The organism is Nonomuraea sp. NPDC059007 (assembly GCF_042740555.1).
GTDB lineage: Bacteria > Actinomycetota > Actinomycetes > Streptosporangiales > Streptosporangiaceae > Nonomuraea.
On the sequence record NZ_JBHYJD010000078.1, the window covers coordinates 1 to 21,464 of the forward strand.

At 71.9% G+C, this 21,464-nt stretch carries 17 protein-coding genes and 1 pseudogene; 11 read left to right on the forward strand and 7 right to left on the reverse strand.

Annotated elements, in window-relative coordinates:
* The first annotated feature begins 303 nt into the window (after positions 1 to 303).
* Both ACFWY5_RS54585 and ACFWY5_RS54590 read left to right on the forward strand, forming a co-directional pair.
* A complete protein-coding gene (locus ACFWY5_RS54585; protein ID WP_379639853.1) occupies positions 304 to 567 on the forward strand; it encodes a hypothetical protein in 264 nt (87 codons plus the stop codon).
* 111 nt (positions 568 to 678) lie between these two features.
* Positions 679 to 2,256, forward strand: coding sequence for a serine/threonine-protein kinase (locus ACFWY5_RS54590; protein WP_379639854.1), 1,578 nt, complete (start codon positions 679 to 681; stop codon positions 2,254 to 2,256).
* A gap of 629 nt (positions 2,257 to 2,885) precedes the next feature.
* Here the strand turns inward: ACFWY5_RS54590 and ACFWY5_RS54595 are convergent.
* Complete coding sequence (locus ACFWY5_RS54595; protein WP_379639877.1) at positions 2,886 to 3,053, reverse strand: hypothetical protein; 168 nt, start codon at positions 3,051 to 3,053, stop codon at positions 2,886 to 2,888.
* Positions 3,054 to 3,138: 85 nt separating this feature from the next.
* Positions 3,139 to 3,213: pseudogene (locus ACFWY5_RS54600) on the reverse strand (hypothetical protein); the annotation flags it as partial.
* Between the two features lie 397 nt (positions 3,214 to 3,610).
* Here ACFWY5_RS54600 and ACFWY5_RS54605 point away from each other — a divergent pair.
* On the forward strand, positions 3,611 to 4,375 hold the full coding sequence (locus tag ACFWY5_RS54605; protein ID WP_379639855.1) for a DinB family protein: 765 nt from the start codon (positions 3,611 to 3,613) through the stop codon (positions 4,373 to 4,375).
* Positions 4,376 to 4,478: 103 nt separating this feature from the next.
* On the forward strand, positions 4,479 to 4,679 hold the full coding sequence (locus ACFWY5_RS54610) for a hypothetical protein (protein ID WP_379625521.1): 201 nt from the start codon (positions 4,479 to 4,481) through the stop codon (positions 4,677 to 4,679).
* Between the two features lie 129 nt (positions 4,680 to 4,808).
* On the opposite strand, the gene ACFWY5_RS54615 is transcribed toward ACFWY5_RS54610, so the two are convergent.
* Positions 4,809 to 5,207 (reverse strand): MmcQ/YjbR family DNA-binding protein, encoded by a 399-nt coding sequence (locus ACFWY5_RS54615; protein WP_379625519.1) that lies wholly within the window; start codon positions 5,205 to 5,207, stop codon positions 4,809 to 4,811.
* A 47-nt stretch (positions 5,208 to 5,254) separates the two neighbouring features.
* On the reverse strand, positions 5,255 to 7,381 hold the full coding sequence (locus ACFWY5_RS54620; protein ID WP_379639856.1) for a tetratricopeptide repeat protein: 2,127 nt from the start codon (positions 7,379 to 7,381) through the stop codon (positions 5,255 to 5,257).
* A gap of 340 nt (positions 7,382 to 7,721) precedes the next feature.
* Between ACFWY5_RS54620 and ACFWY5_RS54625 the strand changes: the two genes are divergently transcribed.
* Genes ACFWY5_RS54625 through ACFWY5_RS54645 form a run of 5 tightly spaced genes read left to right on the forward strand, consistent with a single transcriptional unit; the run spans position 7,722 to position 11,234 of the window.
* A complete protein-coding gene (locus ACFWY5_RS54625; RefSeq protein ID WP_379639857.1) occupies positions 7,722 to 7,889 on the forward strand; it encodes a hypothetical protein in 168 nt (55 codons plus the stop codon).
* A 31-nt stretch (positions 7,890 to 7,920) separates the two neighbouring features.
* Entirely contained in the window at positions 7,921 to 8,841 is a 921-nt protein-coding gene (locus ACFWY5_RS54630) for a hypothetical protein (RefSeq protein ID WP_379639859.1), read from the forward strand.
* A complete protein-coding gene (locus ACFWY5_RS54635; RefSeq protein WP_379625514.1) occupies positions 8,826 to 9,776 on the forward strand; it encodes a Gfo/Idh/MocA family protein in 951 nt (316 codons plus the stop codon). The genes ACFWY5_RS54630 and ACFWY5_RS54635 overlap by 16 nt, the downstream gene beginning before the upstream one ends.
* An 8-nt stretch (positions 9,777 to 9,784) precedes the next feature.
* Complete coding sequence (locus tag ACFWY5_RS54640) at positions 9,785 to 10,369, forward strand: hypothetical protein (protein WP_379625513.1); 585 nt, start codon at positions 9,785 to 9,787, stop codon at positions 10,367 to 10,369.
* Positions 10,308 to 11,234, forward strand: coding sequence for a radical SAM protein (locus ACFWY5_RS54645; RefSeq protein WP_379639860.1), 927 nt, complete (start codon positions 10,308 to 10,310; stop codon positions 11,232 to 11,234). Before ACFWY5_RS54640 ends, ACFWY5_RS54645 begins: the two co-directional genes overlap by 62 nt.
* 2 nt (positions 11,235 to 11,236) lie before the next feature.
* On the opposite strand, the gene ACFWY5_RS54650 is transcribed toward ACFWY5_RS54645, so the two are convergent.
* Genes ACFWY5_RS54650 through ACFWY5_RS54660 form a run of 3 tightly spaced genes read right to left on the reverse strand, consistent with a single transcriptional unit; the run spans position 11,237 to position 16,875 of the window.
* On the reverse strand, positions 11,237 to 12,178 hold the full coding sequence (locus ACFWY5_RS54650; RefSeq protein ID WP_379639861.1) for a TauD/TfdA family dioxygenase: 942 nt from the start codon (positions 12,176 to 12,178) through the stop codon (positions 11,237 to 11,239).
* The gene (locus tag ACFWY5_RS54655; protein WP_379639863.1) at positions 12,175 to 16,248 is read right to left on the reverse strand and encodes a trypsin-like peptidase domain-containing protein; all 4,074 of its coding nucleotides are present in this window, start codon (positions 16,246 to 16,248) and stop codon (positions 12,175 to 12,177) included. The genes ACFWY5_RS54650 and ACFWY5_RS54655 overlap by 4 nt, the downstream gene beginning before the upstream one ends.
* 6 nt (positions 16,249 to 16,254) lie before the next feature.
* Positions 16,255 to 16,875: a hypothetical protein gene (locus ACFWY5_RS54660; protein WP_379625509.1), complete on the reverse strand. Its 621-nt coding sequence runs from the start codon at positions 16,873 to 16,875 to the stop codon at positions 16,255 to 16,257.
* A gap of 22 nt (positions 16,876 to 16,897) precedes the next feature.
* Between ACFWY5_RS54660 and ACFWY5_RS54665 the strand changes: the two genes are divergently transcribed.
* Complete coding sequence (locus tag ACFWY5_RS54665; protein WP_379625507.1) at positions 16,898 to 17,674, forward strand: PIG-L deacetylase family protein; 777 nt, start codon at positions 16,898 to 16,900, stop codon at positions 17,672 to 17,674.
* 84 nt (positions 17,675 to 17,758) lie between these two features.
* The coding region (locus ACFWY5_RS54670; protein WP_379639864.1) for an amino acid adenylation domain-containing protein at positions 17,759 to 21,464 on the forward strand (3,706 nt) is incomplete at its 3' end.

The window sequence follows — 21,464 nt, forward strand, 5'->3', positions numbered from 1 at the left end:
CCTGCGGGCCGCGCGCGCCCTGTACGCCGACCTGCTGCCCATCCGCGAACGCGTCCTCGGTCCCGAACACCCCGAGACGCTGACCGCCCGCGCCAACCTCGCCTACTGGAGTGATCAGGCGGAGGCTCGGAGGCTTCATTAAACGATCGATCAGTGACGATGATCACGCCGGAACGCCGACCTGGGGCGGAGATCTTCAAAAACTCGCTTCAACAACCGGCTTGCGGTGTCGTCGTGATCTTGCCGAGCCTTCCGAGGGCCCACTATGGTCAGCAACACCCATGAATGTACTTTGGAGTCCGTTTGACCTCACGCCTTTCCTTGCTCGTCTCGGTGGTTCTGCTGCTGCCCGCCGTCTCCTCCTGCTCAAAAGGCTGGACCAACTCCGAGGTCGGAACGTGCTTCACGACGAGGGGCTACGACGTCGTCGACTGCTCGTCACCTGATGCGGGCCGCAAACTGCTGGGGATCCTGGAAGGTCCATCGCTCAGCGTCGGCGACTGCCCCAACCGCACCTCCGTCATGCGGGAATACGACGGCAAGGGCTTCTGTATCGGGTCGCCGTGACGGCCTGCGTTCGCTTGGCGTGCGAACGGGCTCGGCTCGGGCCGGGGCGGGGATCTGTATGATCCTCCCGCTTTGAGACTGGAAGGTTTTCACGGGAAGGGACAGGGCGTCATGCGCGCAACAGGGCTGTCTGGGCCGTCGTACATAGGCCCGTTCCTGACGGTGGCCGAGCTCGGGCGGGGTGGCATGGGGCGCGTTCTTCTCGCCGTCGCCCCCGACGGTCGTCTCGTCGCGGTCAAGCAGGTGCACCCAGAACTGGCCGAGGACGCCGGGTTCCGGGCCCGGTTCCGACGCGAGGTGGCGGCTTCGCGCACGGTGTCCGGTGCGTACACCGCCGCCGTGCTTGACGCTGACACGGAGGCGCAAGCACCCTGGCTGGCCTCGGTGTTCGTGCCCGGCCTCGCGCTGAGCCAGGCCCTCGACGCCGCGGGCCCGTTGCCCGAGGAAGCGGTAAGGCTGCTCGCGGCGGGTCTCGCGCAGGCGCTGATCGACGTGCACCGGGTGGGTCTGGTCCACGGCGACCTCAAGCCGTCCAACGTGGTGCTCACCAAGGACGGGGTTTGCGTCATCGACTTCGGTATCGCGCGGGCAGCCGAGGGACACACGAAGCTCGCCCACACCGGCGCCATGGTGGGCTCGCCGCCCTTCATGGCGCCGGAGCAGGTGCAGGGTCTGCCGTTGACCGGCGCCGCCGACGTGTTCTCGCTCGGCTCGACCCTCGTGATGGCGTGCACGGGCAAGCCGCCGTTCGCGGGTACGTCGGTGCCGAGCGTGCTCTACAACGTCGCACACTGCGCACCGGACCTGGACGCGGTACCGCGGGCGCTGCGGTCGTTCATCGAGTCGTGCCTGGCCAAGGACCCGGCGGAGCGTCCGTCGCCGCTGGAACTCCTCACCGCGATCGGCACGGTGACGCCCACCTCCCGGCCGTGGCCCGAGGCGGTGCACCGGCTTGCGGCCGAACAGCAGGCGGGGATCGATCAGTTGGCCGCCGGCCCCGCTGCGGCCGGTGCCCCTCCCCTCACCGCGCCCCGTCGCAAGCGTGCGTGGTGGCTGGCGGGGGCCGTCGCGGCCGCGGCGGTGGTCATGGTGGGGTCCACGGTGGCCGCCTTGAACGTCCTGCCCCTGTACGGCGACGGCGGCCAGACGAGCGCGCTTCAGAGGAAACCGGACGCCAAGGAGCCGAGCGAGAGCGAGACCATCCCGACTCCCGGTACGACGCCCCTGTCGAAGGTCGGCGACAAGTACACGCAGCGGGTGCCGTCGTGCAAGGAGGCCACGGGCAAGGTGGAGGTGCCCGCAGGCTACGGAAATCCGAGCGGCAACCTCGAGGCTGTCGGTGAGACACCGAAGGAGTCCAACCGGTGCTTCTGGAAGAACCAGCACGGAGACAAGATCATCGTCTCCTGGGATCGCCACCTCTCACAAGACGGCAAGACCGGAGCGCAGCTGGCGAAGGAGCACTACGAGAGCGGTTACGCCTCCGCCCGCCAGTCGTACGAGCGCGCTGACGCCGGCGTCGGTGAGGAGGCGTACTGGCAGCGGGGTATGGCCAATCTGTACGCCCGGGACATCAACCTGGAGCTCAACGTCATCGTGGACAACAGCCGATACTCCGACGAGGAGGCCAGGAACATCGCCAAGGCCGCAGGGAAGTCGGCCCTGAAGCTGGCGGAGTCCCGGCGATGAGAACGCCGCAACCGACGCGGACGCCGAAATACCGCGGTTGGCGCTGCGCCGCCGCCGGACGTGGAAGTACGGGCCCTCGTGCCAGCAGCCCACAACGACGAGGACAACGCGATCCGGCCCGCGTAGGTCTTCTCGGTGTTGAACGCCCGGCCCGCCGCGCGTAACCCCGCCAGATACGCCGACACCTCGACATGCAGAGCGAAGTCCTCATCGACCCACCACACCGCCCCGTCGGCGGCCGACGCCCGCTCAGCCCTGTACGGCTGGACGTGCACACCAGGCATGACCAACATGCCTTACTACCCCCGGATATCGGTCTGGCAAGGACACCCCACGCTACTTGTCGAACAGGTCTAACTGCAGAGAGTCACCCAAGATAAGCCCGCGCTCGGGTAGAGCTGCGTACCGCTGGTCGGTCGTGCAGGTGATCAAAGCGGGGGCCGTCGCGACTGGTCCGTGAGCCACAGTGAGGGTCCGCGGGCGGATTTACCTCCGCCCGCGTTCAGCAGGTGGTGACCGCCTGCCCATCGGGGAGAAGGGACACCATCGCCCCGTGATAGTACTCGAGCGCCTCATCGCCGATCAATGATGTGCCTCCTCTGCAAGCCACCGAGATCGACTAGATCATCCTACGCCGGTGTAGTACGGCGAGCCGGTGTTGATATTGCCCGGCCAGGGTCGTGGCTGCCCTGGAGTTCGCCGGTGAGGAACTGCAGGCCGATGTCGGCGGCCTTGAGCTGTTCGGCCGGCGCCGCCAGCTCCAGGCCGCGGCCCAGCCGTTTGTGCTCGTGCACCACGAGCGTGACCGCGACGCCGGTGGCGCGCAGCTCGCGCGAGGGCGACGGCCTTGTCGAGCTCGGGCCGGGTGGTGGCGCGGGTGGAGATCTTCTCGGCGAAGACGCGCGTGACGCCGGCGGCCGCCAGGGAGTCGAGCTGGGTGTCGAGCGACTGGCGCACGGTGGAGGCGCGGGCGTAGCCGACGCGCGCGTGCCCGGACGTCTCAGCCCGGCGACAGGGCAGGGCAGCTCGGCCCAGACGGTGCCCGGCTTGCGCACCGGCGGCACGGCGACGCTCACCGCCTTGGCCAGATGAGGCACCAGCCGGAAACGGGCGGTGTGGTAGCCGATGGCCACCTTCCCCTTACCGGTCCGGCACGGGGAGCCGGCCGGGGCGGCGCAGGCCGACATCGGGCAGTCACGGGCCTCGATTTCCGTAGTCCTCTGCACTGATTCCCGAAGTGCTCTGCCCAAGCGGTAGAAGGCCCTCGTCGGACTTCCCACCCGGACGCAACACCGCAACCCTTACGTTGTGCCATTCACTGGCACGGGCGGGACGGATACGGGAAACTGTCCCAATGCCTGCTGAGTACACCCAAAGTGACCAGTTCCGTAGTGCCCGCATCCACCAGTGCGACCTCTCCGGCCTCGAGATTCGCGATTGCGACGTCACCGGCCTGAAGATCGTGGACTGCTATGGGGGCAACGTCTCCCTCAGTGGCGGCTTCGAGCGTGTCGTTGTCAACGACGTCGACGTGACCGCCTACGTCGAGGCCGAGCTCGACCGGCTGCATCCCAACCGGGTGCTGTCCCGTGAGGCCACGTCCGCCGCCGAATACCGAGCCGCTTGGGATGCCATCGAGAAGCAATGGGAGGAGACGCTCGACCGCGCCAGGCGCCTACCAGAGGCGAAGCTGCACGAGCAGGTCGACGGCGAGTGGTCGTTCGTCGAGACGCAGCGGCATCTGCTGATGGCCAGCGATGCCTGGATCGGCAACGCCGTGCTCGAGGAGGACGCGCCGTACCACCCGCTGGGCTTCCCCTACAGCGGGATGCCGGCCGAAGCATCGGCGAAGCTCGGGCTCACCCTCGATGCCACCCCGACGCTCGACGAGGTACTCGCGCCGCGGCTGGCCCGCATGGCCACGATGCGCCGAGCCGTCGACGAGCTCACCGAGGCCGAGCTCGACCGGGTATGTGGTCGCAAGCCGGCCGACCCCTACCCGGACAAGGACTACGTCGTACGCCGCTGTCTCAGCGTCGTGCTCAAGGAAGAGGCCGAGCATCACCGGTACGCGGTCCGCGACCTCACCGTGCTCGAGGCCGGTGCCCGAACCGAGTGAAGGCGCGTCCCGGCAAGGGACGGCGATCTCGCGATCCTGCGCTTGACCAGCCCATCTTGCTGTCGGAGCCCTCATCTCACCCGCACTGACCAGCCAGGGCGCGGTGCCGACCGGCGTGGTAGTCACGACCGGCGACGGAAAGACCAGCAATGCGGGCTTCCCCAACGAACGACGCGAGGTCTTCCTCGGTGTCACGCCGCGGTGGACCTGCGCGGGCATCTACCAGTTCGTGAAGCCGATCACGCCCGGAATGAACTGCACCCGCAAATCCGGCCAGACGGCCGGAGCCTGCGGCACTGGGTGATGTCGTCATCGGAATCGTCTCCTGAAATATCTCTGGCCAGTACGGCAACCCGACCTATCCCACCGTGAATAGGAAGGTTTCTCAGCACCGAACCTGGATATGCGGCAACGTGGGGAGGTAGCCGGCGGTTCATCCACCTGCCTTCAGCCGGAACGCGAGGCGGCGGGGCGCCTGCACGCGATAGCTGTCCGTCACCAGCTCGGCAACCTCGACCCAGTCAGTCTCGTCGTCCAGCACCATTCCCACGACATTCACCCCCCAGTCGGCCCGGAAGAACGGAGGGCCGGCATGCGCCAGCGCGGCCAACTCCCCGGGCGGCGCCCGGAAGGTCATCAGGATGGCTGGATCGTCCGTATCGATGTACGCCGACCCCCTCTCGTCGGTGGTGTAGACGTGCAGGAATGTCCGCCGGCGAATCCGCCACCGCAGGCCGATCCACGCCGGCTCCTCGTACGCCTCGGGCAGCTCCCGGCAGATCACCCGGAGCCGGCCCACAACGGCGGGTGGAACGTCCGCGATGTCGCTCATCTGTACCTCCCGCGCCCATCCTGCCCGCCGGGTAGGACATCAGCACATCAGAGTCTCCGGGGTTGGCGGGGCCGCGCCGACGTCATAGGACTATCGGCAGAGGTGATGGTCGCTATTGCGAGCGTCACGGAGTTTCTCAAGAACCCTCGAGCCGGAGCGTGATCAGGATGCGAGGTAGCGGTGCAGCGAGGTTTTGGGGATGCCGGTCTTGGTGGCGATCTTTCCGAGGGAGTCGCCTTGGGCATTGAGGAGCCGGGCGTATTCGATCTTGGCTGCGGGGTGAGCGACGGGGCGGCCGATCTGGCGGCCGGCGGTTTCGGCGACGATGCGGGCGTGGGCGGCGCGTTCGGCGGTGAAGGTGCGTTCCATCTCGACGAACAGCGCCAGCAGGAGGAACGCGATGCGGGCCATGCCTTCGTCGGCAGTGTTGATCGGCAGCGGGTCGGCCAGACGAGATTGTTCCGGGTGGTCAGCGTGTGGGGGTGTTCAGGGCCAAGGACTCGTTCGCGGATGGGCAGCAGGGCGATGAACTGTTCACGAGCGCTCGCCGCGTCCCCGGCCATCCCCGTCCAGCGAGCGAGGTTATGCCGGGTGGCGAGGGTATCGGGGTGTTCGGCGCCGAGGACTCGTTCGCGCAGCGGCAAGATGGCGGCGAAGGCGTCACGAGCCCCGACAGCATCTCCCGCCTGCCCGATCCAGCGGGCGAGATTGTGCCAGGTGGCGAGCGTGTCGGGATGTTCCGGGCCGTTGAGGGTCAGCAGGCGTTCGTAGATGTCGTGGGTATGGGCTTTGGCGGTGCGATAGTCACCGCTGGCGCCGAGGAAAAGGGCCAAGGTACGTAGGCAGGGTGAGGCCAGCGGGAAGACGGCGCGCGCGTGCGGTAGGAGAGCCCGATAGGTCGGCCAGTGCGCCACCGCTTCCGGGTCGTCCGGCAGTGCGTTCTCCAGCAGGATGCCGGCTACCTGCCGCCGCCCTTGCTGCTGGTCGGGGGTGAGCTGATCCAGGGTGACGGCCTGGACCAGGCGGTGCACCGACACCAGCCCGTCGGCGGGGCGGCTGATGAGGCTGTAGCGGCGCAGCGCGCTGATCGCGGTGTTGACCGCCAGCTCCCCTGACGGCAGCTCCCCGAAGGCGTGCTCGGACAGCAGCATCCGATAGGGGATGTTCTCCGGCGCGTAGCAGGCCAGCAGCCGTAACAGGGCGATGGCAGACGGGTCGGCGTCGGCCAGTTGGTCGAAGGACAGTTGCCAGGTGGAGGCCACCCGCTGCCGGTAGCCCCACGGCTGACCGTGAGCGAGTAACTCGGCGCGCCGCTCGCGCAGCAGGGCGAGATAGCCGGCCATGGTGGTGCCGGTGTCGGCCATGTACGCGCCGGCCTGCTCCAGAGCCAGCGGCAGCGCCCCCAGCTCGGCCACGACCTCGGCGGCGGCCGCACCGTCGTCGTGGCCGGAGCACTCCAGCAGAAAGCCGGCCGCGACCTCGGCGTCCAGAACCGGAAGCTCGAGACCATGCACGGGAGGCCAGCTGCCGGCACGGCTCGTGACAAGCACGTGGCCGGGACCTGCCACCGGCAGCAGCCCCTGCAGCGCCTCGGCGCCGGGCGCGTTGTCGACGATTAGCAGCCACGGCTCGGTGCGGGCGGCCAGCAGCGCCTGCACCTGGTCGATCGGGTCGGCCACGTCCACCAGCTCGCGGGCCCCCAGCAGGGCGGCCAGCCCGGCCATGGCGGTGGACGCGTCCTCCGCCGGGACCTGCCAGACCAGGCCGTAGTCGTGCAGGTGACGATGGGCGTACTCCACGACGAGGCTGGTCTTGCCGACCCCGCCCAGCCCGTGCACCACCACCACACACGGCAGACGAGGCGAGCCGGTCAGCCGCGCACGCAGCCCGGCCAGCACCTCGTCCCGGCCGGCCAATCGCGGCGGTCGCGCCGCCAGCCGCACCGGCCGCACCGCCGGGGCCGCCCTCGACGGCAGATGCACGGGGCCGGTGGCAACCACCCCCAGATTGTCCCCGCCGACCGCCACCGACCGCCCACCGGTGGCCTGCACCCGCCCGCCATCCGAGCCACGGGCTTCGTCGGGAACGGTCATGCCGCCACTGTGCAGCCCCGCACGCCCGTCGACAACCACAACACCCGAGGTGACCACGACCCGGGTGAAGCCGTACAGCACCAGTGCACTGTCCGGTGCCGGGCTACGACAGAGTGCGCCAGGACGTGATGTCGACGAGCCGGACGAGGCCGCGGTGAGTAACCCTCATGGACCAGCCAGAACGAGCCCTGTCCGCGCGCATGCAGGAACTCCTCGACCGGGCATGCCGGTACGTCCTGGAGAACGGGCTGACGGGGTTTTCCCTGCGTCCCATCCTCGGGTGCTGTTGTTACTGATTCAGGTCGAAGGAGGGGCTGGCCCGGGCACTGGCTCAGGCTCGTGACGCGGGCGACGCGGCCGCCACCATCCGCGCCACCTGGCGATGGCACGCGGCCGAGCCCACGCGGCCGCTGCTCAAGCTGTGGATCGAGGCGTACGCCAGCTCGCTGGCCGAGCCCGGCAGACCGTCGACGACTGGCTCGCCGTGCTGGCCACCGGGGACCTCGACCGCGTCACGGCCGCCGTCGAGCACTACGTGCGCCTCATCGAGAACCCGTCTGGCCGATCGGCACGTGCCGACATACAGTGAAGCTCCGCCTTGGTGATCATCCGGAGGCGCGATGCGGTCAGTGGTCTGGTTTCAGGCTGGGGACAGCCGGGTGGTCGTGGGCGCCGAGCCACGTCCGTCCGGACCCCGGGAAACGGTCGTCGACATCCACGTCAGCGTGCTGAGCCCTGGCACAGAACGCGCCCGGCTGCTCGGTCTGCCCACGGCGGCCGTCGCCTTCCCGCACGTGCCCGGCTATCTGGCGGCCGGGCGAGTGCGCGGGGGTGTCACGCGGGTCGCGTTACGCGGCGCGGGGCACCAGAGCGTCGCCATCGGGCGGCCGGGTGAGGTGCACGAGGTGCCGGACGGCGTCTCGCTGACCGACGCGGCGGTGTGGCAGTTGGCCATCACCGCGCTGTACGGCCTGGAGGTCGGCGGGCAGCGTGCCGGCGAACCGGTCGGCGTGGTGGGCGCCGGTCTGCTGGGCATAATCGTGCGCCGGCTGGCGGCGATACGTGGCGCCGGGGTCGTCCTGGCGAGGGCACGGTCGGCGGCCAAGGCGTGGGCGTGCCGAGCGGAGCCCGCGACCGTTTTCAGCGTGGATCGGTGGGACATCGGGCCGCCTCTCGTCCTCGACGTCACCGGCACCCCAGAAGGGCTCGGCATCGCCCTGGCGGCCGTGGCGGCGGGCGGCACGGTCGTGGTCCTGGGCTCGCCGCGGGCGGCGTCGGCGCAGGTGCCGTTGCGGTCGGCCTACGACCGCGGCGTCCAGGTGGTGGGCGCGCACACGGTCAACCTCGACGCCGACCGCACCGCGGCCCTGAGCCGGTCGTTCTTCGAGGGTGCGGGCGCGTTCACGATCTCCGATGTGCTGGAGGAACACCCGGCAGAGAACGCTCCGCTGGTCTACCGAAGGCTCGTCGGCGACCGCGCGTTCATCGGCGCCGCTCTTCTCTGGCGGCAGGCAAGGAGCACATCATGCGCTTCGGCGTGATCGGTTGTGGCGACATCGGTGTCAAGGACGCCGAGACGGTGGCCGCGGCGGACGACCTCGAACTGGTCGCCTGCCTGGATCCGGTGAAGGCACTGGCCGACGACGTCGCCACCCGGTTCGGCGCGCGGGCCGAGCGCACACCGGCGGAGATGATGTCCAGGACCGACCTGGACGCCGTGATCATCGCCACCCCGCACGACACCCACGAGCAGATCGCCGTCGCCGCGCTCGCGGCCGGCAAGCATGTCCTGCTGGAGAAGCCGCTCGCGCACGACCTCGGGTCCGCGCAGCGGATCGCCGCCGCCGCGGACGAAGCGGGCACCACGGTGAGCGTGCTGTTCCACCTGCGAGCCGACGCGCGGTTCGAGGAAGCGTGTACGGCGGTGCGGCAGGGACGGATCGGGTCACCCCTGGGCGTCACCGCCTCCTACCTTGTGAACAAGCCCGCCTACTACTTCACCGGCGGCTTCAGCCGGCGGGCCCTTTCGTCGTGGCGGCAGTCCAAGGCCAGGGCGGGCGGTGGGTTCCTGATCATGAACGTGATCCATCACATCGACGCCGTCCGCTGGCTCCTCGACGCCGAGTGCGACAGCGTGTACGCGGAACTGACGCCCTCTGCCCTCGCGCCCGGGGTCGAGGACACGGTCAGCGTCGTCCTGAGGTTCGGGCAGGTCGTCGTCACCCTGATCGGCGGAGCCAGCGTGCCGGAAGGCGACGGCCAGCGCCTCATGCTGTGGGGCGAGACCGGTCAGCTCCGTGTGCAACCAGGGCAGGCCGATTCCCGGTTGACGGCGATCTCCCGTTTCGCGGCGGCGGCGCGCGACGGCACGCCACCTGACGTGACCGTGCGCGACGCGCTGGCCGTCCAGGCGATCGTGACGGCGGCCTACGAATCGGCCGCCCTCGGGCATGTCGTACGGCCGGCCGTACGGTGATCACACAGATGACCACGCGGCGCGCGGCCGGGACGGTCTGGTACGTCGAAGGCACCCGAGGACCCGCGACCTGGGCCCGGGGCTACGAGTGCGCCAACACCGACCGGATCGCCGCCAGGGAATGGGCGGGCACCGCGTGCGCCGCCGCCGCGATGGCCGGCCTGGAGACCGTGGTGCTGGGCGACGGCGCGCTGGCGTCGCTCGTGCGCCTGGCGGTCGCGTCCACGCCGGGCGGCGGCGAGACGGTCGTCGAAACCACGGGCACGGAGGAGGGGATCGCGGCCGCCCTGGCGACGGCGCCGGACCTGGGCCGCGTGCTGCTGGCCGCCCGCCCCCTGGAAAGCGCCGTCACGCTCGACACCTACCGCGACCTGCACAGAAGGGGTGTACGGCTCACGCCGGTGCCGTGGGCCGGCGAGGTGGCCCCTCCAGAACGGCTCGTGACCTGGGCGCTGGAACATCTGGCGCAGCGGAACCGGGCCGGAAACGCACCGTTCGCGCCGTGGTACCGCCTCGATCCTGGGATGAGACATGACGACCTACATCCACCCCGCCGAGATCACCGTCCGCCGGCCGTACGACGTGGAGGGTGACTGGATCCTCTTCAGCACCTGCAACTACCGCTGCGGCTACTGCTTCTGGGACGCGGACGCGCTGGGTGCCAAGATCGAGCCGATCGCGCCCGTGGAGCGGCTGGCCGAGTTCTTCGACCGGACCGGGCTGACCTGGCTGCTCCATCTCACGGGCGGCGAGCCGTTCATCTACCCGGACTTCGTCCGCCTCTGCTCGTTGCTGACCCGGCGCCACCTGATCAGCGTGAACACCAACGCCGACTCCCCGCACATCCGCGCCTTCGTCGACGAGGTGGATCCGCGGCGGGTCGACTTCATCAACTGCGGGGTGCACGAACGTGAGCGCCAGGTACGACGGGGAACCCGGCGGTTCGTGACGAACGTCCTGGCCATGCGGGAGGCGGGCTTCGACGTGTTCGCCTCGTGCGTCATGTATCCGGACCTGTTCGCGACGTTCCCCGAGCTGTGGCGGCGCTATGCGGACGAGGGCGTCGTCGTCATCCCCAAGGCGCTGCGCGGCACCCATCTGGGCCGTCGCTACCCTGGCGGGTACACGGAGGCGGAGCGCGCGCTGTTTCGCGAGTACACCGCCAAGGCCGCCGCCTTCTACACCGGGCAGTTCGGCCGCCGCGACGAGCCGCCCACGGTCAACCCGTTCATGGACGAGCACCTGTTCCTGGACGGGCTCCCCGACTACCGGGGCGACCTGTGCGAGGCGGGCCGGCTGTTCGCGCGCATCGTGCCCAATGGTGAGGTACGGCGGTGCGGTCCGGACGACGTGATCGGGAACGTGGCCGAGCAGTGGTTCGCCCGGCGCGACGAGGCGTCCGTCTGCACGGTCCTGGAGTGTCCCTACTTCTGCGAGAAGTACCGCCTGCCCTCCTGAGGTCACGCCATCGCGAGCAGGATGCGGCGCGGGCCGGAGTAGGGTTCCCGCCCGTGCGCCACCCGGACGTTGTCGATCATGAGGACGTCACCGGGGACCCAGTCGAAGCGGACCGCGCACTCCCAGCCCACGCGCCTGATGTCGGAGAGATCCTCCAGCGCCAGTGGTGTGCCGTCACCGTGCCGGCACGAGGTCGGCAGGTCGTCCTCGCCGAACAGTTCGAGCAGTTCCTCACCCATGTCGGGCCCGGCTCCCGTCCAGTGCCACTGGTCGGCCTGGTTGAACCAGACCTCCTCGCCCAGCACGGGGTGGACCGCGGTGGCCGGGCGGAACTGCGAGGTCCGCAGGCCGCCGTCGGGGCACCAGGAGAACTCGGCGCCGAGCTCGCGCAGGTGGCGCTCGACCAGCGCGCGGTCGCCGGTCTCGTAGGTCTGCTGCCACGAGCGGCCGAGGCCGACGCCGCTGTGCAGGCGCTGGCGGTAGATCACGCCGCGTTCGGTGAAACGCCGGCGCACGCCGGTCGGGAGGCGGCGCAGGATCTCGCGGCTGTCGGCGATGGGCGTCTGACCACCTCGCTCCGGCGCGGTCTCGCAGTGGAAGAACAACACGCTGGGCCAGCGCGCGGCGTAGGACAGCTCGTTGTGGAGCGGAATGGCGAACTCCGCCGGGTACTCGGTCGAGGTGTAGACCTCGGCGGCCGAGACCTTGGTACGCGGGGAGTTGCCGTGCACATAGGGGAGCAAACGGTCGGCCAGCGCGGAGACCGCTGTGGCGAAGGCGTCGAGGCCGCCGTCGAAGCCGCGCAGCAGCACGGCGCCGTGCTCGGCGAGACGTTCGCGCAGCAGGTGACGATGCTCGCGCACGAAGCCGACCAGGTCCTGCCGGTCGTCGGGCTCCAGGCACACCGGGAAGCGGCGGCCAGGGTCGAGCACGGTCGTTCTCATGAGGCTGTCTCCTCGTTCGCTCGGGCGCAGAACTCGCGGACGGACTTGCCGGCGGGCAGCGCCATCAGCGGGTGCCCGCGCAGCCGCCGGCACGCCTCGCTCACCCAGTCCCGCCAGCCGCCCAGCGACCAGGTGCGGAGCATGCCCTCGGCGCCGGCGCTGACCGCGTGGCGGCCGTCGGGGGTGACCACCACGGAGGTGGCCCATGGAGCGTGCCCTTCGAGCGGGTCGCCGAGCTGGGTTCCGTCGAGCGCCCACAGGCGTACCGTCCCGTCGCGGGCCGCGCTCAGCAGCATCGTCCCGTCCGGCGTGAACGTCACGTCGAGCACGTCGCCGTCGTGCCCGATGAACGGCTGGCCCACGGGCCGCCCCTCGTCGTCCCAGAGCCGGATCACGTGGTCGTCGCCGCCGGTGGCGAGCAGGCGGCCGTCGGCCGACAGCGCCATCGCGCGGATGGGACCGTCGTGCCCGGCCAGCGGGGGCGCCGCCGGTTGTCCGTCGCTCGTCCAGCGCCGGATCAGGCCGTCGTCGCCCGCGCTGTAGAGCAGAGCGCCGAAGGCCAGCGCGTGCACCGGCGCCTCGTGCCCGGCCACGGCCAGCGGCGTCAGGGTGACGGCGTCCAGGACGGTGACGGCGCCGGTGGCGTCCCCGGCGGCGATCCTGGCGCCGTCCCGGTCGTAGGCGATGGCGTGCACCGGCGCCGCCCGGGTCAGCGGCACGCCCAGGTCGGCACCCCTCCGGTCCCACAGCCGCACGGTCCCGTCGCCGTCGGCGCTCGCGACCACGCGCCCGTCCGGGCTGAACGTCACCGCCCGGACGCCGGCGCCATGACCGGTCAGCGGTTCGGCGGCGAACATGCCCTCGACGTCGGAAAGGCGCACGGTCCGGTCGTCGCTCGCGGTGGCCAGCCACTGGCCGTCCCGGCTGATCGCCAGCCGGTAGATGTGCTCGCGGTGCCGCGGCTCGGCGGCCCGCGTCTGAAGGCCGTGCGGATCCCACCGCCCGACACCGAACATGAGCCCGCCGGGGGCGGCCGGCGCACCGGCGTTCCGCTCGCCGCGCCACTGCCACACCCGCACCGTGCGATCGGCGGAGCCGGACACGATCCTGGTGCAGTCACGGCTGAGCGCCACCGCGGTGACCGGCCCGTCGTGCCCGAGCAGCGGATCGGCGGCGGGCCTGCGCGAGCGCACGTCCCACAGCCGGACGACGGCGTCGGCCGACCCGCTGGCCAGCACGTCCCCGTCGGCGCTGAAGGCCAGCGTGTGCACGGCGTCGTCGTGCGCCTGCCACGGCATGCCGAACGGTTCCAGCCCCGCCTCATCGCTCCAGGACCACAGCCGCACCGCACCGCCGGCGCCACCGCTGGCCAGCAAAGAACCATCAGGGTGTACGGCGAGGGCCGCCACGAACCCGTCGTGCGCGGCCCTGACGGACATGCCGGGCGCCGCCGGGTCGCCCGGCACCACGTGCAGCGTCCCCTGAAGGGTGCCGACCACGAACGCCGACGTGGCCGGGGAGCAGGCGAGCGCGGTGAGCGGGTCCCCCGGATCGAACCCGCTCCGATCATCGTCCGGCGGCGTGCCGTCCGCCGTCAGCCGCCCCGCCTCGTCGATCCAGGCGAGGTTCCCGGCGGGCGTCCAGGCCAGCGCGTGCACGGCGGCGCCGGTCTCGTGCAGGTGCAGCAGCCTCCCCTCGCGGCTCCACCGCAGCACGAGGCCGTCCTCGCCGCCGCTGGCCAGGACGCGGCCGTCCGGGCTGTACGCCAGGACGTTGACGCTGTCGGCGTGGCCGGTCAGCGGATCGCCCACCGGGCTGCCGTCCCGGCGCCAGAGCCGGATGAGGCGGTCGTCGCCTCCGGTGGCGTAGATCAGATCGTCGGGGGAGTAGGCGACGGCCCGCACCGCCGCCGTGCCCGGCACAACGGCCAGTTCCCTCGACCGCTGCAGCGCCAGCCGGAGCGCGGCGCGGACTGCGCCGAGCGGTTCGGCTCCCGGCAGCGCGGCCAGGTTCGCCGAGACGGCCGACATGGCGTGGACGAGCCCTTGAGCCGGCTCGATGCCGGCCAGCTTGGCCGCGTCGGCCGCGTCGGCGCGCAACCGGTTCTCCAGGGTGACCTGACGATGGTCGGCCAGCGCCTGCTCGATCTCGGCCCGTTCACGCAGCGCCTTCTCCCGCTCCTCGACGCTCTTCTCGATGTAGGCGCGGGTGTCGGCGTCGAGGTCGGCCGGGCGCTCGGCGAGGTATGCCTCGGCGGTGGCCAGGTCGCCACCGCGCAGCAGCCGGTCCGTCAGCTCCGGTTCGGCGCGCCAGGCGGCCACCCACGGTTCGAGCCACTGCCGCCAGGTGAGGAACCTCCTGTCGTGCTCCAGCCAGCCGGCCAGTTCCGCCCACTCGCGCAGGAGCACGTCGTGGATCAGCTCCACGGTCTCGTCGCCCGCCGTCACCAGCAGCCGCCTGGCGGTCATCACGGCGAGCACGGCGTCCAGCCGCTGGTGCTGGTCGATGGTGCGGTAGAGGTCGGCGATGCGCCGCTTGCGCCGGGTGTCCGGCACGCCGGCACGCTCGTCTCCCAGGTGGACCAGGCTAGTGAACAGTGCGCGGGTCACGTCGAGCAGGTGGGGCGGCATGGCCCGGATCGCGTCGTCCGCCCAGGCGGTCAGCGCGCCGGCGACCCGGTTGCCGTCGAGGTACGGCCGCCAGAGCAGCATCCCGTCCGAGCGCGCCCGCCACACCTGCGTGAGCGTGAACTCCACCAGGGGAAGCACGGTGCTCTGCGCGGCCCCGGCGCGGGTGGCCGGGGACCCGGGGCGGCCCGCTGCCGAGGCGCGCACCGCGTCGTCCACGATCGCCTCCGCCAGGCCGTCCTCGAACCGCAGACGCACGGCGCGGGCGGGCTCGCGCACGATGTCCATGAGGTCGTCCGGGTCGAGCTGGGCGGGAATGTTGGCCAGGCCGCGCTCCAGCCATCTGATCAGCTCCGGCGACTCGGCGGCGAGCCGGCTGTAGAAGTCGTCGCGCATGACCAGCACGACCGTGGCCCGGGCCGCGGAGTCGAGCAGGCGGCACAGCTCGGCGAGGTAGCGTTCCCGCGCGTCGGGTGGTTCGAGGAACACCTCCTCGAACTGGTCCAGCACGAGCACCACACCACGCTCGTGCCCGGTGACGGCGGCGACCAGGTCCGTGGCCGCGCCCGGGAGCCGGCGCTCCAGCGCGTCGCGCTCGGCCGGACGGGTGACGATCCGCTCGTGGTCGGCCAGGTCGGGCACCCGTCCTTCGGCGACGGCGGGCAGCAGCCCCGCCCGGACCACGGAGGACTTGCCGCTGCCGGACGGGCCGAGCACCGCGAGGAAGCGCGGCCTGCGGCGGAGGTCGTCCAGCATCTGCCGGATGAACACGTCGCGGCCGAACAGGAAGCGGGCGTGCTCCTCGTCGAACACCTCCAGCGACCGGTAGGGGCAGATCTCGACAAGGCGCAGATCAGGGCAGGCCGCGCGCAGCGCCTCGGCCGGGGTGGCGAGGGCGATCTCGCTCTGCCTGCCGTACTGGTCCTCCGTCGTGATCGAGTGGATCATCGCGATGACGTGGCCCGTGGTGAGGTCCACCACCGGGCCGCCGCTGTAGCCGGTCGTCACGCTGCCGCTGCGCTCGAGCTGAAGGACCGGCTGGCCGGTGTCGGGCTCGCGGATGGGGCCGGTGACCACGCCTCTGGCACGCAGTCCGTGGACCGGCGAGGCGTCGGGAAAGCCCCACGTCTCGTACGCCGCTCCGGCCGCGCCCTCCGTGGAGGTCAGCGACAGCGGGGTCAAGCCGTCCGGCCAGGAATCCACCCGGAGGACGGCGATGTCGTCGCCGTCCGGCGGGCGCCAGTGGTCGGCCACGACCAGGCCGCGGAAGGCGTGCCCGCCGAAGCTCAGCTCCACCTCCTCGCCGGGGCCCGCCTGCGCGTCCGCCACGACATGGGCACAGGTCAGGACGAGCCCTTCCACCACGGCGGCGAACCCGGTTCCGGCCGTCCGGCCACGCCGGTCGAGAACGCGGACCACCGAGCGGCCCAGATCGCCCCGCATCCGCGATCACCCGATCCGCAGCAGGTAGCAGGGGACGCGCGCCGTCGGCAGGTCGATCCAGCCGGCGATCACGTTCTTCGGCCGGGAGAACAGGGATCCCGTGAGCGTCGCGGGCCCGGCAGGGGTGGACAGCGCCAGCCGTACCAGAAGGGGGTCGTCCTGGTCCGTCTCGCCGTCGATCTGGTACGGGTCGCCGCCGGGGGGCCGCCAGTGGCCGGTCAGCCGCCGGTCGCCGACGTGCAGGAGCTCGAGGCGCGCCGGGCCGCCGTCGCAGCGCAGGGTGTAGACGCCGGTGAAGTCGGCGGGCTCCGGTTCGCCGGAGCGGCACGCGGCGACGGGGCGGGGCAGGTCGCGCCGCGCGTAGAAGCCGTAGCGCTCCTCCCGCCACTGCGTGTACCCGGCGATCAGGCCGCGGCCCTCGGTGGCCAGGTAGCCGGTGAAGCGCTGCGCCGCGAGGCCGTTGAAGTCGTGGATGTCGAGGACGAGCCCCTGGTCGTCGGCCACGTGCGCGGACACGCGGTGGGTGGTGCCGAAACGGTAGCTGAGGTATCGACCGGACAAATCCGCTTTGAGGCGCATGCTGCCGGTCCAGCCGTCGTCACACCAGGTGTATTGACCTGCGTACATATCGGCTCGCAAGGTGGAGGGTGTGAATCCGGGCTCGAACACGCGCGTCGACACGGAAACAGAAAAGCACGCCGGAGCCCGGACGTCGACAATCGTCGTGTCACCGCACCCCGACGACGCCGTCCTGTCGTGCTGGGGGGTGTTGTGCGAGCCGGACGTGCGGCGTGTCGTGACCGTCTTCGCCGGGTTGCCGGAACCAGGGACGCCCCTGTCGGCGTGGGACCGGCTGACCCGCGCCGCCGATCCGCGGCAACGGGCCGCCGAGCGGCACGAAGAGGACCGACGGGCGCTGGCCCGGGCGGACTGCGTCGTGATGCATCTGCCGTTCGTCGGCGCGGTGCACCGGCGGGAGCCCCTGGACCGGCGGGTCCTGGAGACGACGCTGAAGGCGGCCGTGGGCGATGCCGGCACGGTGTACGGCCCGGCTGCCGTCGGCGGACATCCCGACCACGTGGCGACCAGGGACGCGGTCCTCGCGGTGAGCGCGGGGCGGCGGGTGCTGCTGTATGCCGACCAGCCGTACGCGGTCAGGTTCGGCTGGCCGTCCTGGGTGACCGCGCGGCCCCCTCGTCTGGACCTGGACGTGGACGGCTGGTTCGGCGCGCAACTGGAGGCGATGCCCTGGACCCTCTCAAGCGCCCGGGTGTCCCGGCTGTCCCGGCACGCCGCGGCGGCCAAGGGGGAAGCCGTACGGGAGTATCGCAGTCAGTTCGCCGCGCTGGCCGCGAGCGCGGGGCTCGGGTTTCCGGACGGTCCCGAATGGGAGTACGAGGTGTTCTGGGCCGCTTCGGCCGTCTAGACCGCCCCTATTCTCGGTCTGAGATGGGTGTTACGTTCCTCACATGTCGAGCTCGCCGGCGTTCACCTTCTCTCCGGTCAGGCGATGAGCACCGCCGACGCCCGGCACAACCTTCCTCCCGAGATCGAGCAGGCGCTGCTCGCTCGCCTCTCCGCGCCTGCTCCCCTGGAACGGCCGCGCCGCGACCCCACCGGTCCTCGGCGGCTGCCGGCCGTACAGCATCGGATCTGGGTCACGGACCGGCTCGACGAGGGGGAGCCGATCAACACCGTCGGCCTCGCCGTACGGCTGCGCGGGCGGCTCGACCGGCGGGCGCTGACCCGGGCGGTCGACGCCGTGGTCGCGGCGCACGAGGAGCTGCGCACGGTCGTCACCGAGCGGGACGGCGTGCCCTCGGCCCGCACGCTGGCGTCCGTGGTGGTGCCGGTGGAGGAGGCCGGCCTGGGCACGTCCCTGGAGTCGCTGGCGGACCTGGCCGGTCGGCGTCTGGATCCGGGCAGCGGATCCAACGTCCGTTGCCTGTTGATTCCGGTGGGGCCGGACGAGCATGTCGTCCTGCTGCTGGTTCACCATCTGGTCTGCGACGCCGCCTCCCTGGGCATCCTGCTGCGCGATCTCGGCCGCGCGTACTCCGGTCGGCCGCCGGCGCCGCCCGCGTCGCCGTACGCCGAGCTGGCGGAACTGAGCGAACGGCGGGCGGCGCGGACACGGGAGCACGACCTGGCGTACTGGCGGGAGACCCTGACCGGTGCGCCGGCCACGCTCGACCTCGACTGCGCCCGGACGCCGCTCTCCCGCACGGGGCGCGGCGCGGTGGACGTCCTGCCCCTGGCCGAAGGGCTAATCGACGCCGCCGCCGGGCTCGGCCTGGCGCGTGGGGCGCCGCTGTCGTCGGTCCTGCTGGCCGCCTGGGTCTCGGTCCTGCGCCGGCACAGCGCTCAGGACGACCTCGTGGTCGGGACCGCGGTGGACGAACGGAACATCCCGGGGGCGGAGCACGTTGTCGGCCCGTTCGTCAACCTGGTTCCCCTGCGGGTACGGCTGAGCCCGGCGGCCTCCCGCGACGAGCTGCTGACCGCTTCCCGCGACGCGCTGCTCGGCGCGCTGGACCACGCGGCGCTGCCGTTCGAGCGGCTGGTGGCGGCCGTGCGTCCGCCGCGGCGGCCGGGACGGCATCCGATCTTCCAGACCACGTTCGACCTCCGGCGCGAGCTGCCGCGGCCGTGTCGGTTCGGCGACCTTCATGCCGAGCCGATCCCCCTGGGCATCGCGCCGGCTCGCGTGGATCTGGGACTGTCGATCGACCGGACCGCCGATGGCTGGCAGGCGCGGCTCGTCTCCTCCACCGGCCTGTTCGCCCCCGGCACCGGACGCAGGCTCCTGGACGACCTGGCCGAGGCCCTACACAGCTTGATCGAGCCGCCGCCTGGGCCGGTTTTCGTTGAGGCGGCGCCCGGGTCGGTTTTGGTCGAGGCGCCGGCTCGGCCGGTTGTCAGGGTGGCTTCGACCTTGTCCGGGTCCGTTCTGGAGGCGGTTGACCGGTGGGCGGCGCGCCTGCCGTACGCCGTGGCGGTCGAGGACGGACGGCGGGCGCTGACCTACCGGGAGCTGACCGGACGCTCCCGCTCCCTGGCCGGGCGCCTGGCGGCTCTGGGCGCCGGACCCGGCGTGCCCGTCGGCGTGCTCCTGAACCGCGACTGCGAGCTGGTGACCGGGCTGCTCGGTGTGCTGCGGTCCGGCAGCCCGTACGTGCCGCTCGACCCGGACCACCCGCGGGCGCGCATCCGGGCGCTGCTCGCCGACGCCGGCGCCGAGATCCTCCTGACGACGCCAGAGTTCGCTGAGTATGCCCCGGCCGGGGTCCGGGCCGTGACACCGGGCGACGCCGCGACTCCCGCGGTGGCCCGGCCGGACGACCTGGCCTACGTGATCTACACCTCCGGCTCCACCGGCCCGCCCAAGGGCGTCGAGATCACCCACCGGGCGCTGGCCGCCGTCCTGGCCGCGATGGGGGAGCTGATCGAGGCGGGTCCGGGCGACGCGCTCCTCGCGATCACCACGGTCGCCTTCGACATCGCGGCCCTGGAGCTGTTCCTCCCGCTCACCCGGGGCGCGCGCGTGGTCGTCGCCCCTTCCGGCACCGCGGCGGACCCCGGCCTCATCCGCGCCCTCGTCGCGGCGCACGGCGTCACCGTCCTCCAGGCGACGCCGGTGACCTGGCGCCTCCTCGGCCCCGGAACGCTCCCGGGCCTGCGGGCCGCGCTCTGCGGCGGCGAACGGCTGCCCGCCGATCTGGCCCCCTGGATCGCGGGCACGGCAGAGCGCGCCTGGAACGTCTACGGACCGACCGAGGCGACCATCTGGGCCACCACCCACCGGCTCGATCACTCCGGCCGGCCGGTGCCCATCGGCCGGCCGCTGCCCGGCACGCGGGCCTATGTCCTGGACCACGAGCTGCTGCCGGTCCTGCCCGGCAACCCCGGTGAGCTGTGCCTGGCCGGAGCGGGCGTGGCCCGCGGGTACCGGGGGCGGCCCGGCCTGACCGCCGACCGGTTCCCGCCCGACCCATACGCCGACGGCGCGCGGTTGTACCGCACCGGCGACCGAGTGCGCCCGCGCGACGACGGCACGCTGGACTACCTCGGCAGACTGGACGACCAGCTCAAGATCCGCGGCCTGCGCGTCGAGCCGGGTGAGATCGAGGGCGCGGTGCGCGCGCTGCCCGGGATCCGGGACGCCGCCGTCACCGCCGTGCCCGGGCCGTCCGGCGAGCCGGTGCTGACCTGCTACGTCGTGGGCGAGTCCGTCCCGGCGCAGCTGCGGTCCGCGCTTCGCGAGCGGCTGCCCGGTCACCTGGTCCCCGACGCGTTCGTGACGCTCGACGCCCTGCCGCTGACGCCGAACGGCAAACTGGACCGCCGCGCGCTGCCCGCACCCGCCCCGCCTCCGCAGGGGATCGTCGCCACCGGTCCGCGCGGCGAGGTGGAACACGTGATCCGCGAGGTGTGGCAGGACGTTCTCGGCAGGTCGCCGGTCCACGCGCACGAGGATTTCTTCGACCTCGGCGGCCACTCGCTGCTCGCCGCCCGCGTCGCCGCCCGGCTGCGCACCCGCCTGGACCTGGATGTGCCCCTGCGGTTGCTGCTCGACCACCCGACCGTCGCCGCGACCGCGCGCGCCCTGCACGGCCTCGGACCAGCGGGCCTGCCACCTGTAGGCCCGGCTCCCCACGATCACGACGAGGCCGCGCCGCTCACCGTCGCCCAGTACCAGGTCTGGCTCCTCTGCCAGGACCCTCGGGCCGGCCTGGCCTACCACGTGCACACCGTCCTGCCGGTGCCGGAGCACGTCACCGTGGACCGGCTCCGCGCCGCGCTGGACGAGCTGACCAGGAGGCACTGTGTGCTGCGGACCCGCTACCCCGTCGTCGACGGCGAACCCCGCCAGGTAACCGACGGGCCGCCGGGCGCCGACCTGGTCACCTCGTCCCCATCGCAGGCGTTTCTGGCCGCCGCGGTGCGTGAGCCGTTCGTGCCGGCCGAGGTGCCGCCGGTCCGGTGGCGGCTGGTCCGCGACGGGAACGGGCCGGCGAGGCTGGCGCTCGTCGCCCACCACATCGCGCTCGACGGATGGTCGCTCGCCCTCCTGGAACGCGAACTCGCCGCGCTCCTCGACGGGGCCGACCTGCCGCCGGCGCCGTGCTTCGGGGCGATCGCCCGCTGGCAGCGGAACTGCCTGACCTCCGCCGAGCTCGACCGTCAGCGCGGCTACTGGCGCACCCGGCTGGCGG